The 17,486-nt window shown below is 38.1% G+C and carries 15 protein-coding genes and 1 pseudogene; 12 read left to right on the top strand and 4 right to left on the bottom strand.

All coding sequences use genetic code 11. From position 1 onward, the window contains the following. Positions 1-152: 152 nt before the first annotated feature. A complete protein-coding gene (locus ACFQ19_RS02550; protein WP_379590399.1) occupies positions 153-1,982 on the top strand; it encodes a glycoside hydrolase family 13 protein in 1,830 nt (609 codons plus the stop codon). A gap of 55 nt (positions 1,983-2,037) precedes the next feature. Here the strand turns inward: ACFQ19_RS02550 and ACFQ19_RS02555 are convergent, their stop codons facing one another. After that, complete coding sequence (locus ACFQ19_RS02555; RefSeq protein ID WP_379590400.1) at positions 2,038-2,502, bottom strand: DUF1307 domain-containing protein; 465 nt, start codon at positions 2,500-2,502, stop codon at positions 2,038-2,040. A 599-nt stretch (positions 2,503-3,101) separates the two neighbouring features. Here ACFQ19_RS02555 and ACFQ19_RS02560 point away from each other — a divergent pair. Both ACFQ19_RS02560 and ACFQ19_RS02565 read left to right on the top strand, forming a co-directional pair. After that, entirely contained in the window at positions 3,102-3,863 is a 762-nt protein-coding gene (locus ACFQ19_RS02560; protein ID WP_379590402.1) for a glycerophosphodiester phosphodiesterase family protein, read from the top strand. After that, positions 3,850-4,767, top strand: coding sequence for a glycerophosphodiester phosphodiesterase (locus ACFQ19_RS02565; RefSeq protein WP_379590403.1), 918 nt, complete (start codon positions 3,850-3,852; stop codon positions 4,765-4,767). The genes ACFQ19_RS02560 and ACFQ19_RS02565 overlap by 14 nt, the downstream gene beginning before the upstream one ends. A 765-nt stretch (positions 4,768-5,532) precedes the next feature. On the opposite strand, the gene ACFQ19_RS02570 is transcribed toward ACFQ19_RS02565, so the two are convergent. Continuing rightward, positions 5,533-6,066 carry a GNAT family N-acetyltransferase gene (locus ACFQ19_RS02570; RefSeq protein ID WP_379590405.1) on the bottom strand — a complete coding sequence of 178 codons (534 nt, stop codon included), beginning with the start codon at positions 6,064-6,066 and terminating at the stop codon, positions 5,533-5,535. Positions 6,067-6,227: 161 nt separating this feature from the next. Between ACFQ19_RS02570 and ACFQ19_RS02575 the strand changes: the two genes are divergently transcribed. Continuing rightward, the gene (locus ACFQ19_RS02575) at positions 6,228-6,854 is read left to right on the top strand and encodes an aminoglycoside adenylyltransferase domain-containing protein (protein WP_379590792.1); all 627 of its coding nucleotides are present in this window, start codon (positions 6,228-6,230) and stop codon (positions 6,852-6,854) included. 200 nt (positions 6,855-7,054) lie between these two features. Next, positions 7,055-7,786 carry an alpha/beta hydrolase gene (locus ACFQ19_RS02580; RefSeq protein ID WP_379590407.1) on the top strand — a complete coding sequence of 244 codons (732 nt, stop codon included), beginning with the start codon at positions 7,055-7,057 and terminating at the stop codon, positions 7,784-7,786. A 103-nt stretch (positions 7,787-7,889) separates the two neighbouring features. Here the strand turns inward: ACFQ19_RS02580 and ACFQ19_RS02585 are convergent, their stop codons facing one another. Next, positions 7,890-8,138, bottom strand: coding sequence for a hypothetical protein (locus ACFQ19_RS02585; RefSeq protein WP_379590408.1), 249 nt, complete (start codon positions 8,136-8,138; stop codon positions 7,890-7,892). Positions 8,139-8,412: 274 nt separating this feature from the next. On the opposite strand from ACFQ19_RS02585, the pseudogene ACFQ19_RS02590 reads away from it, so the two are divergent. Continuing rightward, positions 8,413-9,405: pseudogene (locus tag ACFQ19_RS02590) on the top strand (Rpn family recombination-promoting nuclease/putative transposase). Between the two features lie 114 nt (positions 9,406-9,519). Here the strand turns inward: ACFQ19_RS02590 and ACFQ19_RS02595 are convergent. Next, entirely contained in the window at positions 9,520-10,767 is a 1,248-nt protein-coding gene (locus ACFQ19_RS02595; protein WP_379590409.1) for a YeeE/YedE family protein, read from the bottom strand. A 328-nt stretch (positions 10,768-11,095) separates the two neighbouring features. On the opposite strand from ACFQ19_RS02595, the gene ACFQ19_RS02600 reads away from it, so the two are divergent. From ACFQ19_RS02600 to ACFQ19_RS02625, 6 genes are all read left to right on the top strand, one after another. Next, positions 11,096-13,153 (top strand): BglG family transcription antiterminator, encoded by a 2,058-nt coding sequence (locus ACFQ19_RS02600; protein WP_379590410.1) that lies wholly within the window; start codon positions 11,096-11,098, stop codon positions 13,151-13,153. A 1-nt stretch (position 13,154) separates the two neighbouring features. Continuing rightward, positions 13,155-13,622: a PTS sugar transporter subunit IIA gene (locus ACFQ19_RS02605; RefSeq protein ID WP_379590411.1), complete on the top strand. Its 468-nt coding sequence runs from the start codon at positions 13,155-13,157 to the stop codon at positions 13,620-13,622. A 17-nt stretch (positions 13,623-13,639) separates the two neighbouring features. Then, a complete protein-coding gene (locus tag ACFQ19_RS02610) occupies positions 13,640-13,924 on the top strand; it encodes a PTS sugar transporter subunit IIB (protein ID WP_379590412.1) in 285 nt (94 codons plus the stop codon). 264 nt (positions 13,925-14,188) lie between these two features. Then, positions 14,189-15,556, top strand: coding sequence for a PTS galactitol transporter subunit IIC (locus tag ACFQ19_RS02615; protein ID WP_379590414.1), 1,368 nt, complete (start codon positions 14,189-14,191; stop codon positions 15,554-15,556). Positions 15,557-15,606: 50 nt separating this feature from the next. Then, positions 15,607-16,635: an alcohol dehydrogenase catalytic domain-containing protein gene (locus tag ACFQ19_RS02620; protein ID WP_379590415.1), complete on the top strand. Its 1,029-nt coding sequence runs from the start codon at positions 15,607-15,609 to the stop codon at positions 16,633-16,635. A 14-nt stretch (positions 16,636-16,649) separates the two neighbouring features. Next, positions 16,650-17,483, top strand: a complete 834-nt coding sequence (locus ACFQ19_RS02625; RefSeq protein WP_379590416.1) for a class II aldolase — start codon at positions 16,650-16,652, stop codon at positions 17,481-17,483. Positions 17,484-17,486 lie beyond the last annotated feature (3 nt).

The following is a 17,486-nucleotide window of genomic DNA, read 5'->3' on the forward strand; positions in this document are numbered from 1 at the left end:
GAACTTCTGTTAAAACCGTCCACGTCCTGTGGACAACACAGAAGTCATCACATCACGCGCAAGTCCGTTCGTAAAAAATGCATCGCCTTGAACTTCTTAGTCATTTTTATCAAACTTTTTGAACTTGTATTTAACAGAGAAAGGATAGGACTATGCCGCATGTTTATTATAATTCATGGTTAAGTGCGTATAAAAAACCGTTTGGAGCAGTTCGGCCTGAAGATCAGGTTTGCTTTCAGGTGGACGTCCATGAAAATCAAGTAATCGATGTACAATGCAGGATTCGAAAAGAAAATGGAACACAGGAGGAAAAAATCTATTCCATGAAAGATGCGGGGGATCATTGTTTCTCCTGTATCTATACGCCCCATGAAGGAAAAGGTCTTTATTTTTACTATTTTTCGATAACGTGGAAAGAAGATAACGGTGAGGAACTGACCGCATTTTGGGGGGCAAGCGAGGTAAAAGGAGAAGGGAAGCTGTATGAGGAGCAACACGAAGTTATTCCCTACCAGCTGACCTGCTTTGAAAAGAAAGAAAAAACCCCTGATTGGTATCGGGAGGCTGTCTTTTATCAGATTTTTCCCGATCGTTTTTATAATGGTAATCCAGATGGGAAAGTAAATGCCCCGAAGCGGAATAGTTTTATTTATGGAGATACCCGTGATACGCCATTGTATGTTCGCGGATTAAAAGGAGAAATTCTCCGCTGGGATTTCTATGGTGGAAATTTAGAAGGAATTCGACAGAAGATACCTTATCTAAAAACGTTAGGTATCAATGCCATCTATTTAAACCCAATTTTTCAAGCTGCAAGCAATCATCGTTATGATACAGCAAATTATATGAAAGTCGACCCGATGCTTGGCGATGAGACATTATTTCAGGAAATTATAGACAACCTGCATGCAGAAGGAATTCATGTTATTTTGGATGGCGTGTTCAGCCATGTAGGAAGGAACAGTGTCTATTTTAATTACGACGGCACTTATGGTGAAGATAAAGGAGCGTATCGAAACCGGAACAGCCGTTATTATCCTTGGTTTACATTCAGTGAATATCCTGATAAATATGCATCGTGGTGGGGCATTGATGATCTGCCGGAAGTGGATAAGTTCAATCAGGAATTTCAAGATTATATTTATCGAGAGGATGATAGTGTTCTTGATAAATGGAGTAAACTGGGTGTAGACGGCTGGCGTTTGGATGTTGCCGATGAACTTCCGGATGCATTCATAGCCGGCATTCGCCATAAGCTGAACCAATATCCAGAACAAGTGCTTATCGGGGAGGTTTGGGAGGATGCTTCCAATAAAATTTCCTATGATGAGCGAAGAGAATACATTTTAGGGAATCATCTGCATGGTGTGATGAATTATCCTTTCCGAAACACAGTGTTAGACTTGCTGCAATTGGAAAAATCCCCCAAAGAGCTTGCGCAGAGATTGACACAGCTGCATGAAAATTATCCGGAAGATATTTTCTTCAATAATCTGAATAATATTGGCACGCACGATACAAAACGAATTTATACATTTCTGGGAGAAGATAGGGAGAGATTGAAGCTTGCCCTAAGCTTTTTATTGATTGCTCCGGGTATCCCTTGCCTTTATTATGGCGATGAAGCTGGTTTGACTGGAGAGCAGGATCCGGATAACCGTAAATTTTTCCCCTGGGAAGATATAGATCAAGATATTTTTAAGCATTGTCAAAAATGGGTTACGGAAAGAAAACAAAATAACACATTAAAATATGGTGATTTTATTCTTTTCCATACGGAGGATGTATTGGGAATCCTTCGTTTTACAGATGAAGCATATACCATCTACGTGATGAATCCGCATGATGAAGCGAAATCTTGTCATTTTAACGATCTTCACTTTTTACGGGAGATACCGTTAACGGATGAAATGGTACAGGATATTTTTAAAGATATCATGATAGATGGAAAAAGTGATTTTTTTGTAACGGGGAAGAGGTAGAGGAATAGATAGAAGCCGGCTGTATAGATGTTATTCTTACAGCCGGCTTTGCTAATTACTCTTTTACTTGTTCAAATCCTTGTTCTTCCAAAGATTCTACAGCATCATCAAGTTTTAAATTTTCTTCTTCATTGTCTATAACTTCATCTAGCCCTGGAAGCTCAGAAAGGTCAGCGCCTGCGAAATCAATTGTAATTGTTTCAATAAATTGATCTTCTTCAAAATCGAGATTATATTCCAGACCTTCAATGCCTTGTAAAGGTTCGGCAGAAGGAACAAGGAGAGCTTCTGCTTCTTCTTGTGATTCAATGCCTTCGATACTGTCGTAGGAAGTGACACTCCGGCTGGACTGTTCGGTGATTTCGCCATCATCTGCAACAAAGGTTGTTTCAATCGAATTATTGCCTTCCTCTAATTGATACGTTACCGTTTCTTGATCAGAACTACATGCTGTTAAGATAAGAGAGAATATCAATAAGACAATCAGACCGGTTGCGATGAATCTATTTTTCTTTGCCATTTTCGTTTCTCCTATTCTTATGTAATTAAGGCAATCGTATCGGATTAAAACAGGAAAGTCAAAAGGAGAAGTAAGGAATAGAAGGAGAACATAATGAAAATGACTGCCGTTATAATTCAGACAATAAATCAACTGCAGCTATAATTATTTTTATGTTGCAAAAGAGAATCATTTATCAAACCATAAAAAGCAGAAAACCCGTATCTGTATGAAGGTACGGATTTTCTGTTTTATTATGACTGTTTCAAAATCTTTTTCTTATTATTAATATAGACAGCGTGCAGAATAATAGGAAAAGGCAAAGCAGCGTCAGCTCATTAAGAAGGCAGTTTAAGCTGTTCTTTGACAATCTGTTTGTGTCGATTTTATTGAAAAGTCCTTGTGTGAAGTTATTGTAAGTTATTTAAATAGAAGATGAAGTATTGGTAAGGATTCAGTAAAATCGCTCCATTCTTAAAAGAAGTATGTTTTAATGTAATGGAAAGAAGGGAGGAATCCTTTGGATTAACAAGACTCTCTGAATTGGGAAAAGTATACTCATATAGATGATTACCGGACTGGAAATCTTAGATTAACTTCATTTCAAGGAGGGGCTTATATTGACAAAAGTATTTGGACACCGCGGTATGATGGGAGTTTATCCAGAAAACACGCTGCTAGGCTTTGAGAAGGCGCTAGAAGCTGGTGTAGATGGGTTGGAAATAGATGTACACTTGACCAAAGATGGCGAATTTGTTGTGATGCATGATGCAACATTAAATCGGACCACAAACGGAAGCGGGCCTATATCAGAATATACCTTTTCAGAAATTCGGGAATTACAATGGAACGATTCCTATTTTTCATCCTTTCCAACTTATGAGGAATGTTGGGAGGAAGAGAAAATTCCCTCCTTAACGGAAGTACTTGTGTTAGTTTATTCCTACCCAGAGGTTGCGTTGAATATTGAATTGAAAACATATGCATATTTGTATGAAAATATAGAACAGAAATTAGTTGAAGAAATTACTAAGTTTCCTGATATGAAGAATCGGGTGATTTACTCCAGCTTTCACCTGCCAACATTGATTCGTTTGCGTTATATTGATCCAGAAGCACGGCTGGCATGGATTTTGAATCAGCCGGTCTCCCATCCGGAAGATTATATGGATATGCTTGGATTGGAAGCTTTACATGTGGATGTAGAAATGTTTTTAAAACATATTTATCATTGGCGTAAGTGGAAGAAGTTATTGCGTGTATGGACTGTCAATGATAAAGACACTTTGAAACAATTATTGGATGTAAAAGTGAAAGCCATTGTGACAGACTTCCCTGATCGTGCTATTTTTTATCGGTGTGAGCGCTATGCTATGGCGTAGAATCTTACTTGGTGCTGTCATTGCTGTATTTATCCTGTCTGGTTTTTTTGAAGCTGAACCGGAGATACAGCAAACGAGAGCTCCGTATGAAGCAGATCCGTTGTATGTCAATGCAGCAGGAATACCGGAAACAAGCGCTGCAGCTGCAGATGTAGAAATTATTGCACGTCGAGGGGCGAATAATATCTTTAATGAACATACTTTGACTGCTTATGAAATTGCTGCGGATGCGGAAGTGGATTCGCTGGAGATTGATTTGCGGATGACGAAAGACCATGAATTAATTGCACTTCATGATGCTGCCTTAGACCGCACAACAACAGGAACGGGACCTCCAGAATCACGGACATTGGAGGAAATAAAGCAATTAAATACCGTAGCTGTGTTTGGGGAGGAAACGTATACTGAACCTGTCCCTGCTTTGGAAGAAATATTTGCGAAGTTTGAACAAAAAGAGCATTACTATATTGAAACACGTCTGGTAGATGGCGACACGAAAATGGAAGAACCGTTTATTGACTTGTTGCAAGAGCATGATTTATTGAATCCGGAGTATGTAAGTTTTCAGTCATTTTCTAAGAGAAGTCTTCAAAAAATGCAGGAACTGGCACCGGAAATTCGAACAACGCTTTTGTATAACGCAAACAAATTTAATTTAAAAGATGCACTGGCAGCTGATGCAGATGTGATTGGGCTAGAATCAAGAAATGTTACACGGGATAATGTGGATGCACTCCATCAGCAAGGAAAAGAAGTGCATGTGTTTTTCACAGATGAAAAAACACAGCTTGCGGAACAGCAGCGTGTTATCGCGTATGGGGTGGATGGTGTTTTTACGGATGATATTGATTTCACAAAGCAGGTAGTCAATAATGCGGCACAAGTTTTGTTACACAGTCGTTAGCTGTGATATAGAAGGAATTTGTAGCTAATGGCTATTGGTTTAAAGTGAAAGCGATTTATATTTTTTGGACAGGAATCCAGATTTCCGTTTTGTATCAAGGATACTTTTATAATCTTATAAGCTTCAACAAGCTCTTAACTAGATATTGGGAACCATTCTGTATAAACCTGTCTCCATGGTAAGTGTCCCAGATTGTCGTATTAAAATCTCCACTCTCCAAGTAAATGACTTCTTTGTACTCTGCAACGTAAAAACCATCTTTTTCGACAAAACGATATTTTATTTCAAGATCTTTCTTAATTGAATTTTGGAAAATAATCCTTAGATAAGTTTTGAGAGAATCCCCCCATATATTTTACTGTACTAGGGAAGGTATGATGTAAGTCCTGAAAAGCTCTAGAGTACAAATTAGGAGATTGGTAACTATATTTTAATACTGTATCAATGACTTTTGTTACTATCCCGCAGTTCGAATGCTGCTAATGTTGATTGACACCTGTGCGTGTACATATTCACACAGAGGAGTGTCAGCAAGGAAGGAAACCATCCGTTAAAAATGGTCCCCTGAGGAACAAGCAATTTATGTTTCCTAATGATAATTCATTTCTTTATCTAAATGCTCCCTAATATAATCGATAGCAGCATTCATTAAATTAAGCGTATCCATGCAATAACCACCTCTTCTTATGAAGAATAGCAATTAAAATGATCTGTTACCCGACAATGTAAATTCCGTTTTAACGATAAAGGCAGTGAAACAGTTTGTTATTCAGAAAAAGCATCCGAATATTGAACAACACCACTAACCTGATTTAGAGCACCCTTTTTCAATTCCAATGCCATAAATGCTTCATCAGGAACTTCGAAAGGTGCTTTAATTTCCCATAAGCTGGTTGGTTTAAAGCCGAAGCGAGGATAGTAATTGGCATGCCCGAGTACAATGACAGAGTGGTAACCGACTGCTTCTGCTTGCTCTAATCCTTCTTCCATCAACATAGACCCCACACCCCTATTCTGATAATCTGGATGAACAGAGATTGGCGCTAGGGCTAGAGATGCTGTTGTTTGTTCTTTGTTCTCAATACTTATTTTTGAAAAAAGAATTTGACCAATGATATCGTTTTGTTGATTGACTGCGACGATAGACAGTTCAGGGATGAAAGCATTGGATTTGCGAATACGATCTACAAGAAAATGCTCCTGGTGATCGCTCATTACCTCGTTTCGGAAAGTTTGTTCAATAAGTGCTTCTGTTTTTGGATAATCTTTTGGTTGTTCTTGGCGAGTTTTAATATTCAAGGGAATCCCTCTTTCTTATAGAATCATTTGTAAGTATAATTTATTATATATTTTGCGGAATAAATAAGAAAGGGTAAATGATGGAGAGGGGCTGGTAAGGTGGAAAAATATCGGGGACTCCAATACGGGTTTCCTCTTTTTTACGTCACTTCATTCAAGAAATAAAGCAAGTCACAGGTGAGCGATTTGTGGACTGCTATTTGCACGGCTCTTTAGCGATGGGGAGTTTCCAACCGGCAAATAGTGATATTGATTTATTAGTGGTGTTGAATAAGACATTGAATAAACAGCAAAAGCATCAACTGACTGCGTTATTTCTTCGCAGATCAAATCATCCTTATCCGGTGGAAATTAGTTTTTTATTAGAAGGTCAGCTAAAGGAATGGCGGCATCCTTTTCCGTATCTATTTCACTTTAGTGAAGACTGGAGAGAACGGGTGGAATTATATAAAGACCAAGTGATAGAGGATAATGCGGGAGTGGATGCAGATTTAGCTGCCCATATAGGTGCTCTTTTGAAAAGGGGAATGACGTTGGAGGGTCCTCTTGCAATAAGTATATTTCCCGAAGTGCCAAGAGCTGATTATATTTCATCTATACAAGCTGATTATAGAGAATGTCTCCTGAGTTATATCGATAAACCTGTCTATGCTTTGCTGAATATGCTGCGCTTCTACTGGTATTTAAAAGAGGACTGTATTTTATCGAAACAGGAAGCAAGAGAAAGAGCGTATGGAATATTTCCGGAGAAGAAGCGTTCAACATTAAAAAGTCTGCTGCATCATTAGGCAGAGGAAGCGGATAAACGAACGATAAAGAAACAGGAATTAATGGCTTTAAAAGATGATGTGGAAAAAAGAATTACAACGTTGATGGGAAGATGCCATTTGTGATAAATTCAAAGACAATGTGATGATATGAGATATTCTGTTGGCGATGCTACATTTAATTAATTACGAATGAAAGTCAGGCATAGGAGGAATATTTGATGAAAGAACAATATCCAGTAATAAAAGGTGCGGAGCCTTTTCAATTTGAGGGAAGCCGTACAGGTATTCTTGTCAGCCATGGTTTTACCGGAGCGCCGCAAAGTATGTATCCTATTGGAAAAGCTTTTGCAGATGCAGGATACACAGTGTGTGGTCCAAGGTTAAAAGGACATGGAACTGCTCCGGAAGATTTAGAAAAATGTACGTATCAGGATTGGGTAGCGTCTATCGATGAAGCATATGCTTGGCTTCAAGAAAGATGTGATCAGATTTTTATGCTTGGTTTATCCATGGGAGGCACATTAACCCTTCATACAGCGGAGAAATACCCGCTTGCCGGAATCATTCCCATCAATGCAGCCATAGATGTTCCAGCAATGTATGAAAACCAAAGTGTGCGTTTTATTGATGATGATGGTCCAGATATTAAAAAAGCAGATGTTATGGAGATAACGTACGATAAAATGCCGGTTCAGTCTGTTGAAGAATTAAAAAAATTGGCCAAGGTAACGAAAGACAATTTAAAGGAAATAACCTGCCCGGCACTTATTTTTGTATCTGAAGAAGACCATGTGGTGTCTCCGGATAATTCCCGGGCGATACTGGAAAACATCTCTTCCCGACAAAAAGAAATGATTACATTGGAAGAAAGTTATCATGTAGCGACATTGGATAATGATCAAGATGTCATCATTTCGGAATCCTTGCGTGCATTGCAGTCATGGTTGTAAAGATTTTCAACGTAAGTACGTTACTTTATTGAAAAACGGATGACTCCGGCTAGGAGTCATCCGTTTTTACGATCTTAAAAGCAAATGTTTGTGCATTCGCATTTTAAGACGATTGCGTTTGATTCTGTCCTCCGCTATTACTTTGATTCATAGCTTGGCCGCCTGCAGAAAGCATGTCCTGCAATGGTTCAGCCATGTTTTTCATAGTGGAGCTATTCATGGAATTGGAAAGTTTTTGTGACATGTTTTGAAATGATCCATTCTGTACGCTCCTGCTTATTCCATAAGCTGCTGCGCCTGCTACACCTGCAGCAATTAGTGATGAGGTCATTCCTTTTTTATTATTCATCATTTATTATCATCCCTATCCATTTAGAATGTGAATCAACAACGGTACTTAGTTTTGGGTTTAATTTGAAAAATATACGGGGGCTTTTGATTTTATTTATATTTCGATTATAGGTTGTTTATATCGGGTATGAGGGGAAATGATTTTTTAGGAAGTGGTTAAATAACGCACGAAAAAGAACGTTTGTTTGATTTCCGTTTAATTCTATGTTATTCTAATTACAGAACATACATTCGATTAAGTCATCAAATCCACTCTGTGAAAGGACTTGATTACCTTGCAGATTCAAAATCCGCATGATAAGATTTTTAAAGGAACGTTTTCTAATGTGGACGTTGCCAAAGATTTCATCACTCATTTTTTACCTCCAGTCGTTCACGAAAACATGGATATGACATCCATTCAACCCCAGAAAGACAGCTTTATCAGTCCGGATCTTCAAGAATATTTTTCTGATTTATTGTTCAAGACGAAAATCCATGATTAACCCGCTTATGTATATTTTCTGTTTGAGCACAAAAGCTATCACGATTACTATACTTCTTTGCAGCTGCTGCGCTATATGGTGGAGATATGGGAAACCAAACAGGATAACAAATCAGAAAATAAACTGCCCATCATCCTGCCGGTTGTTTTGTATCATGGCATAGCAGATTGGCATGCCGGCACTTCTCTTCATCATCTTTTGGAAGGATACCAGAGTTTCCCGCCAGAACTGCAGAAATATGTTCCTGATTATACATTCTTTCTGTATGATGTATCCGATTATGAAGAAGAAGATGTTCAATTGAATGTGTTCCTAAACATTATTCTGATGGTGTTTCGGGATATCCGGGAAGAGGATGTCCAGGTTTTATTGAATACCATTTATCAATCCATCGATTATTTGCAGCAATTAGAGGACCAACAGACAGCAATGCAATTCCTTGAGACATTGTTTTATTATATTTTCCGTGTCAACCGTCATCTTACAAAGAGACAATATTATGATATAATCAACCATATAGAAAACACTTATCAAGAAGGGAGCGAATTGGCAATGACGTTAGCAGAGATTTTTCGGAATGAAGGGAAAGAAGCAGGTAGAGCAGAAGGAAAAGCAGAGGCTCTGGCTAGTACTGCTGTTCAATTAATTGCAAAATTTGTAGCTCCACTTTCAGAAGATATCCAAAAACAGGTATACGAACAGGAAATAAGTACGCTGGAAACAATCATAGATCATATTGATGAATTGGAAACATTAGAGGATGTTCAACAATATTTGAAATAAAAAAACACGGGGGCTCCCGTGTTTTTTATGAAGTTCGCTGGTTCTATTCGTCAAAATAATAATAGGAATCTGCTGGCAAGATGTTTCAAATTGGCAGTATTCTAACAGATCCTGTCAGCAGAAGGAGTCCCTTGGTTTTGGTACGGAAAGACCAAATAATGGACGTAAAAATAAAGCAAGGAAGGTTCCTGCAAGAGCCACTACGCCCCAAATATAACCATGTGCGCTAAAGGAAGCAATACCGCTGAAATAAGCACCAATATTACAGCCAAATGCTAGACGAGCTCCGTATCCCATCAAAAGACCGCCAATAATAGATGCGGAGGTGTTTCCTATCGTAATCTTCGTAAATTTAAATAGTCCGCCTGCTGCAGAGGCAATAAAAGCTCCTAAGATAACACCGAAATTAAGAACGGTTGTCGTATCCGCAAAAATGGAAGCATGGAGCGCTTCTGTATTGCCAGCCCAGTAGCCCCAACTTTCTACGTTAAAGCCAAGTGCTTCTGCAGCTTTTGAACCCCACAGTGTAAATGCTGCTGTTACACCCCATGGACTGTCGCGAGTAAGCAACGTAAGCGCGTTTAAAATAGCTAATGCAGCAGCCGCTGCAAATAGAGGCCAAGACCCCCGGAAAATGCGTTTCCATCCTTTTTCAGAAGGAAGTGCCGCCATTTTAGGAGGCTTCCGTTTTTTCTCAATGAAAATCGTTATGCCGGCAATAACGGCAAAAATCAATAGAGAAACGGCCCATGCGCCACCATAACCAAGTCCGGTGGAAGTTGCAAGGGAAAAAGGTTCTGCTGCTGGTAAATCGTCCATCCAGAATGTGAAGTGAGCAGCACCGATAGTTGATCCAATAATGAAAAACAGTAACGTGATAAACATAACAGTTCTACCGCCACCAACCGCATAAAGTGTGCCAGAAGCACATCCGCCTCCTAACTGCATGCCAATGCCGAACATAAAGGCGCCGACAATCAGGCTAACGCCAATCGGTGAAATATTACCTTCAGGCGTTCCACCGAAAAAGGAATATCCTAATGCTAAAATAGGTGCAAATAATGTACATGCAATTGCCAGCATGAACATATGTGCCCGAAGAGATTGCCCGTTACCTACCGAAGCTAGTCTCCGGAAAGCAGAAGTAAATCCGAAACGTGCGTGAAACAATGTATATCCAAGGAGTAAACCAATCAACAGCAACAGTGGTTGCACGATATGTTGTGTAGCTGCTAAATAAATTGTCAAAATGAATGTAACAATAAGACCGCCTGCAACCAGTTTTTTCTGTGGCTGGTTCAGTTTAGGTGCTTCTTCCGTTGTTACCGATTGTTCCGAAACGGGCTGTGCCAAAGTAGACATATACAACACCTCTAATTCCTATCAGTTTAGTTAGTTATGATTTTATAGTGTATGCTTTTTTATGAGAAATGTCAATAGACTAGTTTTATTTGGAGTCAGGTGGAGGAAATTTTCAAGTGTTTTAGGGAGGATTAGCTAGAATGAGGAAAACACTGATGGATGGAATTAAATAATAAAGGTACATTTCTATCATTGTATACAAAGTATCTTTATAACAATAATCACATACACTTGTGAAACAATGAGCATAATAAACGTTGGGTTGAAATTGAATTTACTATAGAGCCAGCATAGCCTAAAATAGTATGTATTAGGAGGCGAACAAGTAATGCATATCGATGAAAGAAGTAATCAACTGCTACAAGAATTAATTAATAATCCGGAAGCAACAGCAAAGTCACTTGAATCTAAGATGGGTATTAATCAACGACAAATAAAATATAGTCTTGAAAAAATAAATACCTATTTAATGGCTGTCTATCATGTGCAAATTGAACGTACTCCTAAAGGGCAATTTATTATACCAGGGGAAATCACAAACATGTTTTCATCAGAAAACAGTGGTCTCTCTTATGTGTTATCAGAAAATGAAAGGGTTCACATCCTACTGATCATCATTTTAAACCGTTCACAGGATTTGTCACTTACGCATTTAACAGAGGTACTAGATTTTAGTAAAAATACAATATCAAAAGTTATTAAGCAAGCCAAAGAAAAACTTAAACCTTATCAAATCGAATTGAATTATTCGAGGATAGAGGGCTATCAGTTTATAGGAGGTGAGTATGAAAAAAGGCGTTTACTATTTGATATTATTCAACAGTACGTAAAAAACAGAAAAGACAGGGAACTGTTAGAGCAGTATGGAGAAATTGATTCAGAAGATGTGAATGTATATTACCGTAAGTTAGAGCAATGCGAAAAAACGCTCGGTTATACTTTTTCTGACAATATGATTACGACAGTAGCATATTGCTTAGCAGTTTGGCAAAATCGTGTGAAGCAAGGAAAGACAGTGCAAGCAAATGAAATGAGTAAGTTTGATTTAGCGGATACAAAAGAATTTTATACCGTAGAGAAAGTATTTCATGAGCTTCGCTTTATTAATGAAAGTGAACTGCATTATGTAACACTGCAGCTGATGATTATGAATGTGTTTTCTGCTAACAGCTTTTATACTAGCGAATCGATGAACACCATTAAACATGCATTACAGGAAATGTTAGATGAATTTGAAAGAGTGAGTGTTATTGACGTTCCTCACAAGGAATTATTGGTAGAAAAATTATATATTCATATGAAACCTGCATACTACCGTATTAAATATGATCTTATAGATAATTCGTCATTAGCTCTAAAATTTGATCAGAATCTTACCAATATTCATCGCGTTACAAAATTAATTGTTGAACCAATTGAAAACGCTTTAAACAAAAAAGTTCCAGAAAGTGAAATGGTTTATTTAACCATTATTATTGGTGGCTGGCTGAGACAACATGGGATTGACTTTAACAAAAAGATTCTGGCAGCTGTAGTTTGTCCGAATGGTCATTCTGTTTCCGCTATGATTCATGTAACGTTAACATCCATATTTAAAGAGTTTCTATTTTTAAATCCGATGTCGATTCGGGAATTCTCTAATTATGAAGGAGAAGTAGATATTGTTTTTACAACAGATAAATTGGATACCGATGTAAAACAATTCCTGGTAGAACCGATTATGGGTGAAGCGGAGATTAGAAAATTACAATCAACTGTTTTCAACGATTTGTATGGGTTCTCCTTTTCAAATATTGATATGGATTCCATTATGAGCATCATTGAAGAACATGCGGATATAAAAAATCGAATGAAACTCATGGACAGTTTAAATAAATATTTACTGGAGCAAGATTCAACTGCTGCTTCATCCAATCGTTATGATACAGAAAAGACATTAGATGATTTATTAACTGCTGATACCATCCAATTGGATGACAGAGCAAAAACGTGGGAAGAAGCAATCTGGCGGGCTGCTGAACCGCTTTTGGACAGCAGGTATATCGAAAAGCCCTATGTGGATGCCGTTATGGAGAATTGCAAAAGAAATTCCGACTATATAATGCTGGCCGGTCAAATCGCAATTCCTCATGCCAAGCCGGAAGAGGGTGTGTTGAAACTCGGTATGAGTCTATTAAAACTGAAAGACCCTGTCGAATTCCCCAATGGGAAACGTATCAATTTGATTTGTTTTATTGCCGCAGAGGATAAAGAAAAGCATATTAATTCATTACTTCAGCTTAGAAGACTTGCAGAGGACGAGGTTATAGTCAAGCAAATAAAAAAGGCAAACTCTGAAGAAGCCATAGAAGGAATGATTAACCATTTTGTAAACGAGGTGATTTAGCGTGACACAAGTTATAAATATATCAGAGAATGCCGTTTTTACAGAATTAAAAGCATCTGACAAAGAAGAAGCTTTAAAAATAATGGCTCGGGCTTTTTCCGAAAACGGATTTGTAAATGAAGGATATTATCAAAGTATTTTAGATAGAGAAAAGAAAGCTCCTACAGGAATAGAAGCGTATGATTATGGTATTGCGATACCACATACGGATCCGCGATTTGTGAACCAGGATTCTATAGGGGTGGCTGTTTTAAAAGAACCTGTCATTTTTAACAATATGGTCAATGTAGATGAAATGATAGAAGTAAAAGTAATCTTTTTATTAGGATTATCAAAGAGTACAAAACATTTAAATATACTACGCCAGATTATGGATTTAATCAAAGAGGAAGGCGAGTTAAAGAAAATGATCGCCATGCCTCAAGATGAGCTTTATAACTATTTACAAAATCATTTAAAATCAGAATAAAATTGGAGGAATCTAAAATGAAAAAAGATATTATTTTTGCGTGCTCAAGCGGGATTGCAACATCAACAGTAGTGGCTGAGAAAGTACAAGAGTTTTGTAAAGAACATGGTATTGACGTGAATGCCCGGCAAGCTACAGTAGGTGAACTGTCTGGATTAGATGGTTCTGTTGACGTATTTGTAGTTACTTCCGATGTTGGAGGCGGTTATAATACACCAATTGTGAATGCGCTGCCTATTCTTACCGGAGTAGGGGAACAAGAAGTGTTGGAACAAATTGTTTCTATCCTAAAAGAACAATAGAAAAATGAAAATAAAGGTCAACGCTAAAATCTATGATTAAAAACAGTATAAACACGGAAATGAAACAAGTTGGCGAATGGTTTTTGAAAACAGCTGTTTACATTGAATTCACATCCAGTTTATCAATCATAGATTTTAGTAAAAACCTGATAAAATACGCAAGAATATAGCGTTATAATGGTATGTAATTGCTTGTAATTGGTATTTTGAGGTTTTAATTCAATTTATTTCCAAAAAGGTTTTTTAAAAAAGGAGATGAAAATGATGGGACAATCAATAGTCGATGCTTTTCAATACATTCTTAGTTTTGGGCCTGAAGTTATGTTACCGATTATTATATTCATTATGGGTATTGCTTTTCGGGTTAGTTTCGGTAAAGCATTGAAATCTGCCTTAACGATTGGAATTGGCTTTGTAGGGATATTTTTAATACTGGATTTGCTGACAGAAAGTCTTGGCCCAGCAATCGAAGCGATGATAGATAACTCGGGAGTCAATCTTCCTGTTATGGACACAGGCTGGCCTCCACTAGCAGCAATTGCTTTTGCATCACCAATTGCTCCGATTGTTATCATATTGACCATCGTTATCAACGTAGCCATGTTGTTATTGAAATGGACCAAAACAGTTGACGTTGATTTATGGAACTATTGGCATTTTGCTTTTGCTGGCTCCTTAGTTTATATAGCGACAGGAAGTATTATTTTTGGGTTGCTTGGTGCGGCAATTGCTACTATTATCACTTTTAAACTCGCAGATTGGTCTGCTCCGTATATTCATAAAAGAATGGGGTTACCGGGAGTCTCCTTACCGACACTATCATCCGCAATTTATTTCCCGGTCGGAATTTTAGGAGATAGAATTATTAATTCAATCCCTGGTCTTAACAAATTAAATGCGGATCCTGAGTCTATTAAAAAACGTTTTGGTGTATTTGGAGAACCAATGATGATCGGGGTCATTTTAGGTATTATTATTGGAATAATCGCACAGTTTGAAATTAGAAGTATTATCGAATTGGGAATCAATTTAGGGGCGGTTATGTTTATTATGCCTCGGATGGTTAAAATTTTGATGGAAGGGTTAATCCCGTTATCAGAAGCTATACGTAACTTTTTACAGAAACGATTCCCTAATCAAAAAGATTTAAATATCGGTCTTGATATCGCAGTTATTATTGGTAACCCTGCTGTTGTTTCTACTGCTCTTTTGCTGGTACCGATTACGATATTATTAGCCGTTATTCTTCCAGGTGTCATCATCATGCCATTAGGAGATCTACCATTCATTGTTGTTCCATTGGCAATGGTTCTGGTTGCTACCAATAAAAATATCATACGGTCAGCCATTATCGGTATACCAATGATTATCGTCTCTCTCTATTTTGCATCTAATTTAGCTCCACTTGTTACGAATGTAGCAGAAAGTATTCAATATGAGTTTCCAGAAGGTGCAACATCCATGATTAATAGCTTTCTAGATGGAGGAAATCCGGTTCGGTACTGGCTTGTTATGTTAGCACAAGGAAGTTGGATTGCTATTATAACTATCCCCGTTGTAGCAATTATCATCTGGTGGATATATAAATTAACCAGAAAAGATTTTGATGAAAACGGTGAGCTGAAAGAATAGAAATGTATTCATAGCAAGAAAGTTATTTGAAGAGGAAAGGAGATATGACCATGAAAGCATCTGTTTTTTATGGAAAAGATGATATTCGTTTTGAAGAAGTAGACAAGCCGGAGATAGGCACTAATGAACTGCTGATTCAAATGAAGACATGTGGACTTTGCGGTACGGATATTCATAAAGTATTGGAAGAATCCGTGCCTTCAGGTTCTGTATTGGGGCATGAATATGCAGGGGAAGTCATTGCAGTTGGAGAAGAAGTGTCTGATTTCGCCTTGGGAGATCGTGTGACCGGCGGGATTCACGTTCCTTGTTTTACGTGTGAACAGTGCTCCAGAGGGCATTATACCCTATGTCCGGAATTCAAAAAGACAAATATTGATCCGGGCGGATTTGCAGAGTATGTCCGAATTCCAGAAGAGCATGTAAAAGATTTACTTTATAAGATTCCAGAAGGCATGAGCTATGCTGAAGCTTCACTGACTGAGCCGGTTGCTTGTTGTATTCACGGACAGAAGGCAGTGGATATTCATGCTGGGGACAGCGTGCTGGTAATGGGAGCAGGACCAATCGGTTTGATTCACTCACAGCTGCTAAAAAATAAATTAGTGAAAGAAGTGGTGGTAACCGATGTCTCTGATCATCGCCTGAATAATGCTTATGATTTCGGTGCCGACGCAACTATCAATACAGCAGAACATGATCTGGAAACGTATCTGCAGGAACAAAACCATCCGGGATTCAATATCGTGATTATTGCTGCAGGCGTATCGGCGTTGCTGTCTCAGGCAATGAACGTGCTAAAAAGAGGCGGAACAGTGGTTTGTTTCTCTCCATTTGGCGTAAAACCAAATGTGGAAATTGATGCGAGCATGTTTTTCCGGGATGAGAAATCGATTGTGGGAACTTATAGTGTTTCTCCATATGAATTTGAAGAAGCTATCTTGGCAATACAACAGGGCGTGATCGATTCAGAAGCATTGATCACCCATCAAATGCCTTTATCAGATTTAGGTGAAGCAATTGCATTAACACAAGATAAAACAGAGAACGTTCTAAAAATTGTATTAGAAAATAAATAGAGAGGGGATTGTATATGGCTTATCAAGCAATGGATACATTTTTAAAAGCATTAGAGGAAAGGAATTTTGTTGCTCCGGCAATGAATACGACGAATTTAGAAATGACAATAGCAATTGTGGAAGCAGCGGAAGAAACAGGCTGTCCCGTCATGGTTCAGATTGCGCCAACCAATGTAAAGCTATCAGGTTATGACTATATTGCAGAAATTGTCAAAAAAGCTGCAGAGAACGTATCGGTTCCAGTGACATTGCATTTGGATCACGGCATGAGTTTCGAGGATGTGAAGAAGGCTGTCGATGCAGGATTTGCTTCTGTTATGATTGATGCATCTACTTTAGACTATGAAGAAAATATCAATCTAACAAAAGAAGTTGTGGAATATTGTCATCAGCGCGGTGTTCTGGTAGAAGCTGAATTAGGAGAACTGAGCGGGAAAGAAGACGACCATGTGGCAGAAGATGCCGCACAAACAGATGCTTCATTATGTAAAGACTTTGCAGAAAGAACAGGGATTGATTTGCTGGCTGTTTCCATTGGAAATATTCATGGTATTGATCAGGCTCCAGAGTTGAATTTCCAATTACTGCAGGAAATCAAAGATAATGTAGAAGTGCCTTTAGTCATCCATGGCGGCTCCGGAATCCCTGATGAGGCGCTCGCTAAATTAAAAGACTACGGTGTAAGAAAAGTAAATTTAGCAAGCGATTTGCGAAAAGCATTTATTACAGCTGTCGGGAAGCGTTATGAGGCAAATAACAATGAGTATAATTTAATTTCCGTGTTGTTAGATGCACAAAAAGCTGTTAAAGAAACAGCGGTACCTAAATTCAAGGCGTTGAATGGGTAAAGA

This window comes from Oceanobacillus locisalsi (assembly GCF_042675985.1).
In the GTDB taxonomy this organism is placed as follows: Bacteria; Bacillota; Bacilli; order Bacillales; family Amphibacillaceae; genus Oceanobacillus; species Oceanobacillus locisalsi.